This is a genomic window from Protofrankia sp. Cr2, from assembly GCF_963555885.1.
In the GTDB taxonomy this organism is placed as follows: Bacteria; Actinomycetota; Actinomycetes; order Frankiales; family Frankiaceae; genus Protofrankia.
The window spans coordinates 1-6,983 of record NZ_CAUVXG010000099.1; the positions used below are offsets into that span (position 1 = coordinate 1).

The 6,983-nt window shown below is 65.1% G+C and carries 6 protein-coding genes; 1 reads left to right on the forward strand and 5 read right to left on the reverse strand.

The genetic code is table 11. The features are described 5' to 3' along the window. The 4 genes from fxsT to U9978_RS23420 form a co-directional block, all read right to left on the reverse strand. The coding region (fxsT, locus tag U9978_RS23405; RefSeq protein ID WP_322763308.1) for an FxSxx-COOH system tetratricopeptide repeat protein at positions 1-1,712 on the reverse strand (1,712 nt) is incomplete at its 3' end. Further along, positions 1,709-1,900, reverse strand: a complete 192-nt coding sequence (locus U9978_RS23410) for a hypothetical protein (RefSeq protein ID WP_322763309.1) — start codon at positions 1,898-1,900, stop codon at positions 1,709-1,711. The genes fxsT and U9978_RS23410, both read right to left, overlap by 4 nt. Before the next feature lie 101 nt (positions 1,901-2,001). Then, positions 2,002-3,360 (reverse strand): HEPN domain-containing protein, encoded by a 1,359-nt coding sequence (locus U9978_RS23415; protein WP_322763310.1) that lies wholly within the window; start codon positions 3,358-3,360, stop codon positions 2,002-2,004. Between the two features lie 408 nt (positions 3,361-3,768). Then, positions 3,769-3,906: a hypothetical protein gene (locus tag U9978_RS23420; protein WP_322763311.1), complete on the reverse strand. Its 138-nt coding sequence runs from the start codon at positions 3,904-3,906 to the stop codon at positions 3,769-3,771. A gap of 287 nt (positions 3,907-4,193) precedes the next feature. Between U9978_RS23420 and U9978_RS23425 the strand changes: the two genes are divergently transcribed. Beyond that, positions 4,194-5,906 carry an IS1634 family transposase gene (locus U9978_RS23425; RefSeq protein WP_322763312.1) on the forward strand — a complete coding sequence of 571 codons (1,713 nt, stop codon included), beginning with the start codon at positions 4,194-4,196 and terminating at the stop codon, positions 5,904-5,906. A gap of 80 nt (positions 5,907-5,986) precedes the next feature. Here the strand turns inward: U9978_RS23425 and U9978_RS23430 are convergent, their stop codons facing one another. Then, positions 5,987-6,550 (reverse strand): DUF4157 domain-containing protein, encoded by a 564-nt coding sequence (locus U9978_RS23430; protein WP_322763313.1) that lies wholly within the window; start codon positions 6,548-6,550, stop codon positions 5,987-5,989. Positions 6,551-6,983 lie beyond the last annotated feature (433 nt).

The window sequence follows — 6,983 nt, forward strand, 5'->3', positions numbered from 1 at the left end:
GCGGCCAGCTGGGCATGTTCGCCCAGATAGGTTGCGGTCCGGTCACACAGCCAGGACAAGCCATCCATCGTGGCATCGGCACCGGTATGCCCGAGAACGGCCATGACATGAGGAAGGTAGACCCGCCACACCGGCCAGGCGTCCGGGTTCCGCATGATGTCGGTGGGCAGGATCCCGCGCAGCAGCCGCACCAGGGTCCCGGCCCGCGCCTGCCGTACCTCGCTGCTCATGGCACGCCGGGTCGCGGCCTGCACCAGCCGATGCGTCGCCAGAGCGTTGTTCTCCCGGCGGGTGAGGCTGTACGCGGTGAGCGCGCCGACCGTCTCCGGCCAGGCCAACTCACCGTCCGAGACAGCGGTCTTCAACGGGCCGTCGTCCAGCCGGTCCACCCCGCCGGTAAACAGGTCGAGGGGGACAGGCTCCGCGCCGGCAAGGGCGCACAGCTCCAACAGCTCGACCGCCGCCGGGGACTCGTCGCGCAGCCGTGTCACCGACAACTCCCACAGGTTACCGATCGTGATGGCAGGGCGGTCGGCGACCCGCCCGCGGGTGAGCATGTCCCCGAGCCGCCGATCCAGCAAGGCCGCGTAATCCCCGGACGGCATACCGGTGCGGCGCAGATAGGCGGCGGCCTGTTCCACCGCCAACGCCAGATCCCCCAACAGCTTGGCGATCCGACCGGCCACCACCGGGTCGATCGTGGGAAAACGTGCGGTGAGCAGCGCCACCGATTCGGCCCGATCGAACGTCGGCACCCCGATCACCGCGCCGACCGTGTCGAACCCCACCCGCCGGGACGTCACCAGCAGCCGGCCGACCCCGGCCGGACGCAGCACCATAATCTGATCGGTATCGTCGGCGTTGTCCGCGATCAGCAGATAGCGCGGATACCGCCTGCGTAACACCGCAAGTATCGCGCCCGCCGGGGCATCCGAGGGAACACCGAGCTCGACGGCAAGGTCCACCAGGTGTTCGCCGATCAGGTCGGGATTTTCCGCCGGTATCCACCACACCGCGTCGTAGCCTGCGGCGTGCCGGTAGGCGTACTCGATCGCCAGCGCGGTCTTCCCGACCCCGCCCATCCCCTCCAACGCCGTGACCGCCACCGATCCCGAGGCCGCCAACTGGGTATGTACCTGGTCGATCAGCTCGTCACGGCCGACGAAATGGGCCAGCTGCGGCGGCGCATTCCACACCGCCGGCAGATCCGGCGGGAACACCGGACCACCCACCGCCACCCCCGCACCGGCCGGGCCACCGGGGAAGTCCGGTGCCGTAGCCGGCTTCCCCCGCTCGCCCACAGCGGCGGCCACCAGCACACGCCGCGCCTCCTCCCGGGGGATCCCGAACAGGTCCCGCGAGACGATCTGGGCAAGCAACCCGGGCCGCGGACATTCCTCGATCCGAAACACCAACAGTTTGCGGTCCTGCCCGTTCGGGTCGGCGCGCCACGCTTCCTGCCACTCCGGTGCGGTGAACTCCGAATTCAGATAGGCCGCGGACAACACCGCCACCGTCCGCGTGGCCTGCATGCTCGCCCGATGCACCTCGGCCACGAAGTGCGCGCCCGCACGAAAATCCCACTCCTGAATCACCACCCGGTAGCCGGCGGCTTCCAACGTCCAGGCGATCCACACCGCCCACGCCCGATCCACCCCGGTGTACGACACGAAGAAGTCCGGAACGGTAACCTCACTGCCCCCGTCGGTCACACGCCCAGCATGCCACTACCACCCAACCCACCAGAAACCAGCCGATCGACGGGCATCGGCCGTGCCCGACCGGCCACGATGACAGCCACACTGACAGCCCAGCCCACGAACAGCCACGAACGCCAGCAGACGTCCACGGACATCCGAGCCCAGGTCACCAGACCCGGCGAACCCCAGCGGACGTCCACGGATGATCCGGAGCAAACTACGGATTTGTGGTCGCACTGGCGTCATAGATACCCGCATGATTGGGACGTTCGGTCATCTATTATCCAAGGTGAGGGGCGGTCTACTGTCCCAACGCCAGTCCATCCCAGTCCGGGGGCCAGAGGGTGCTATTAGACGCAATTTCTACCAGCGCTCGCCGACAACCGGACTTGACCACTCCCTCGACCTCAAAAACAAGTTCCGCAAGCGAGACTTGCATGTCTAGAATCTTAATATCTCGCGACTTGAGCTTATCACCGTGGGCGATAATACTTCGCACATCATAAGCACATTTCATCAGTTTGAAAATCTCGCGTGGCGAGAATCTATTTTCTCCTGGCTGTGCCCAAAGTGCGGCACGCAGGGCCATGCGGTAACCAAGTTCTCCACGCTCCTTCCCGCTGCTGCCGCCAGAAAGGTAGAGCGCTTCTGCCGCGATCATCACGTCTAGCAGTTCGTCTTCTGGACGTTCGCGATTTGCCTGGTAGCTCAACCGTCTCAGTGCAAGTGCCAGACCATTATTCTCGGTTTGGATCTCCGAATTCTTGATGCACTTCCAAATTTCTACTAAATCAGACTTCTGCTCCTGGTTCAGATGGACGGGAAGCCGCGCGAGGCCCGGTCGTCGCGGTGGATACTGCTGAAAGGCGACCCCACCCGAGAGACTCCACACGGTTGACATATCGAGTCTACCTGCGATCACGACTGGCTCTCTCAACACCAATGCGAGTGACTTTTCAAGTCTTGTTCGCAGCGCTTCGATATGGTATTGCAAATCCTGGATCTGGCGAAAAGTTTCATCATGTTGCGACTCGCCGATTTTTTTGGGTAGGAGATACTTGTATCGCAGGCAGGTTCGATGCTCCGGCTGCGGATCTAATAGTCGAGTGCGTGGGAATATCGTACGAACTACTTCAACATCAAGAGCATAAGCCAACTCTTGGTCCGACATGACCCCGAGCTCAACGTCTGCCTCCAGCACCACGGGAAAATGCGTTCCTATGAGACCTGGAATCGACCAAAGAACAACATGTTCGAGTTCTTCGGCGCCGAAGAACTGATCCAGTTCCAGGTAGCGCCGGTCGAAATCAATCTTCTCTCCAGGACGCGGGAGCACGTGCAGGCCGATGGTAAATGTATCAATCCGGCGGGCGTGATGCAGCGTTCCTACAAGGTTTCCTATTTGAACGCGAAGACGCTCATCACCCTCTAGAACCTCGAGAACAACATTCCACGTTGGAATCTCTTTTAACGCTTCCAACGACCTGTGTCGCCAAGCGCAAACAGGTCGTTCGATTTCCCTGAATATCCCATCCTGGTCACATTCCCAACGGGGCGGATATTTTAAAAACTCTTGCGCTTCAGGGTCGTACGTCAAATGAACCATCGCCTCTTCCACCCAAGAGCGAAGAGCCATGCGAAGGTTGGGAAATTCTGGCACGCTTCGATTTTACCTGTGCCGGTCGCAGAGGATTGATGGGGTAGCAGTTCGCCAGAGCAGTACCCATCGCAGCACCTCGGAGAGCTGTTCCCTGGATCACCTCGGATCCACCTTTACGATCCGTAGTCGACACTCGGACGGCTGCCGTACTGCAGTTGTACTGCAACGGGGGTGGACGTCCGTGGACGTCGGTGGACGGTCCCAGGCCCGTGACCTGCACCCATGGACGTCAGTGGACGTCCATGGACGGTCCGCTGAGGACTACGGATCAAGAGGTTGGGGGTTCGAGTCCCTCCGAGCGCACGCTGGTTGAGGCAGGTCAGAGCCCCGCAGCCGATCACACGGCGCGGGGCTCTGGGCTTTTGACAGCCACGTTGACAGCCTACGGGCTGTCGATCAGACCGCGGTTCAGATCTGGACGGTCCAGCCGTTGTCGAGCAGGAGTTCGGTAGCACCCCACTCGGCGCCCACCTCGTCCTCATCGAGATCGTCGAGCCGGATGCAGACGTGCGGGTCGTCCCCGTCCGGCGCGAGGGTCCATTCCACCGCCCGGACCGTCGCCGACGTCCCACTCCACCTGGCGACCGTTGGGCCGATCCGGCATGGGGATCTCGTAGGCCGGCGGAAGCTCCACCATCGTGTCACTCACGGCGCATCTTCGCTCTCGGGGAGTTACACCGTTATTTCTACAAGCCCGAACTTATGAGGCGCTGCACTAGCCCGAGTTTCCGGGATAATTTGATCTTGTCTGTCTGGTGGTCGTCTGGTGATTCGCGATGACAGGCCTGACCTGGGCCTGTAGTGCCCCTGCGGTCGATACGTGGCCTCCTGGTGTGTATGACCTAAAGGTGGTCAGCCTCTACCCGAAGAAGATCGGTGGCAGGACGTACTACTACCTGCGGGAGATGGCCCGAGTCGACGGCAAGCCGACCATGGTCAGCGAACGCTACCTGGGCTCGGTGGACGACATCGCGGCGGCGGTCGCGGCCCGGGACGCCGCGTCGTTGCCGGAGCGCACCCGTCATCTGGCGTTCGGTGATGTGGCCGCGGCGTGGGGGATGGTGGAGCGACTCGACGTGGTGGGGCTGGTCGACGAGGTCGCTGGCCCGCGCCGGTCGGACGCCGGGGCGTCCGTGGGCACCTACCTCGCGCTCGCCGCGCTCAACCGGCTCGTCGCCCCCCGTTCGAAGGCCGCCTTCGCGCAGTGGTGGGCGACGACCGCCGCGGACCGGTTCACGAAGATCCCGGCGCGGGTGCTCGACCACCGCCGGTTCTGGGACGCGATGCACCTGGTCAGCGAGGCGGACCTGCTCGCCATCGAGCGACGCCTCGCCGATCGGATGATCGACGTCTTCGGGCTCGACGTCTCGGCGGTGGCCCTCGACATGACCAACTTCGCGACCTACATCGACACCGGCAACGACCGCGCCCCGCTGGCCCAGCGGGGCAAGGCCAAGCAGAAACGCTGCGACCTGCGCATCGTCGGCCTCGGCCTGGTCGTGACCCGCGACGGCGGGATTCCGCTGGTCTCGCATGCCTATCCGGGCAACCGGCCCGACGTCACCCAGTCCACCGCGCTGATCGACGAACTCGTCCGCCGCCACGCCGCCCTGACCGCCGCCCGCGGCCGCCAGCCCGGCGAGGTCACCGTCGTCTTCGACGCCGGGCAGAACTCGACGGCGAACGTCGCCCACCTCGCCAGCCGCTGGCTGCGCTTCGTCGGCTCGATCCCGCCATCGGGCTGCGCTGACCTGCTTGTCCTGCCCGCCTCCGCCCGCACGCCGGTCGCCGGCTTCGACGGGCTGACCGCGTTCGAGGCCCGCCGCGGCGTCCACGGCACCGAGCGGCGGGTCATCCTCACCCACTCGCCGACGCTGCACGCCGGCCAGGCCCGCGGCCTCGACCAGACGATCACGAAGGCAGGCCGCCGGCTCGACGAGCTGGCCGCGACCCTGGCCCGCGGGAGGACCCGCCGCGGTCGCGACCAGGTCCAGGCAGAGATCGCCAATATCTGCGCGGACCCCTGGGTGCGACGCACCGTCACCACCACCCTGACCGGCGACAGCCCGGCCGAACACCGGCTGACCTGGGCGGTCGACCCGGCTGCCCGTGCCGCGCTTGAGGATGAGATCTTCGGCAAACGGGTCCTGGTCACCGACCGCGACGACTGGCCGGTCGTCGACGTGGTCGCGGCCTACCGGTCCCAGTCCGACGCCGAGTTCGCGTTCCGCCAGCTCAAGGACCCCCACGTCGTCTCGTTCAGCCCGATGCACCACTGGACCGACCACACCATCCGCGTCCACACGTTCACCTGCGTGCTCGCGCTGCAGGCCGCGCACCTGATGCGCCGCCACGCCGCGCAGGCGGGGCTGGAGCTCTCGGTGCGGGTCCTGCTCGACGAGCTCGCCGGGATCCAGGAGACGGTGATGATCTACCCGTCGAGCGGAGGCCGTCCGAAGGTGCGTCGTATGCTCACCCAGACCACTCCCACCCAGGACCGGCTCGCCGAGATCTTCGGCCTCGCGAGGTGGGCGCCCCGGATTTAGGTCATACAGTTCGGGAAGATCGACATTGGTCATGAGCTGCGAAAACACCAGCCAAGATCGAACTAGCTAGGAAACTCGGGCTAGGTGGCAGGCGCGGGTTCTTCTTCGTCCGGTATCGGGGTGGCCTGGCGGGCTACCTGGGCGCCGATGGCGGCGGCTTCTCGTTCGGCGGGGCCGCCGGGGCCGCCGGGGCCGGCGGGGCCGGCGGAACCGGCGGGGCCGGCGGATTGTTGGACCACGTGGGTGAGTTCGTGTGCGAGCAGCCCGCGGCCGGTCGAGGAGGACGGGTCGAATCGGCCTGGGGCGAAGAAAACGTCGGTACCGGTAGTGAATGCTTCGGCCTGTACGGCCCGGTTCAACGTTGCTGCGGTGCTGTCGGTGTGGATCCGTACCGTTGACAGGTCGGCTTCGAGGTGGCCTTCCATCTCGGCGCGTACCGGTTCGGACAGTGGTGATCCTGTACCGCGGCGGGCCTGGATGGTATCGGCGATCTCCGGGTCGAGTGGTCCGGCACCTTGGGAGCGCAGGGCGCTGCGGAACAGTGCTGCACCGCTGGCGGTGGTCGGGGTTTGTGTTCCGCGGAACGCACCGGTCGCCTGGCTGTCGTGGACGATCTTGGCGAACGAGGTTCGGGTGTCGATCAGGTAGTAGTGGGCTCCCGCGGGTGTCGCCCGGGGCTGGGAAGGATTTCGATACTCCGGATGAAGTAGCCGATGTCCTGGCTCGTGCTAGCAGGGCGGACGACCCCAGGCAGCCGCTGGTTCTCGCCGCCGACCGTGAACGTGGGGACACGGCCGTCCCCGGAGCTGGTGATCGGCGTTTGTTTGTTGTTAGGTACGGTTTTCGGCCAGATGGGCGTACCTGACGACAAACTCGCGCCGATCTTGTCGACGGATGTCAGATATCAGCGGAAGCTGCACGGTCTGTCCGATACGTTCTCAGTGCGGATGGTCCTGCCGGTCGGCGGGCGGCTGAGTAGGCGTTCGGCGGACGAAGCCTAAGTAAACAGGGAGGGCCGTGGTGGGTGACTGGGGTGTGCTGGACCTGGACGGTGATCCGACTCCGGGTGATCCGGAC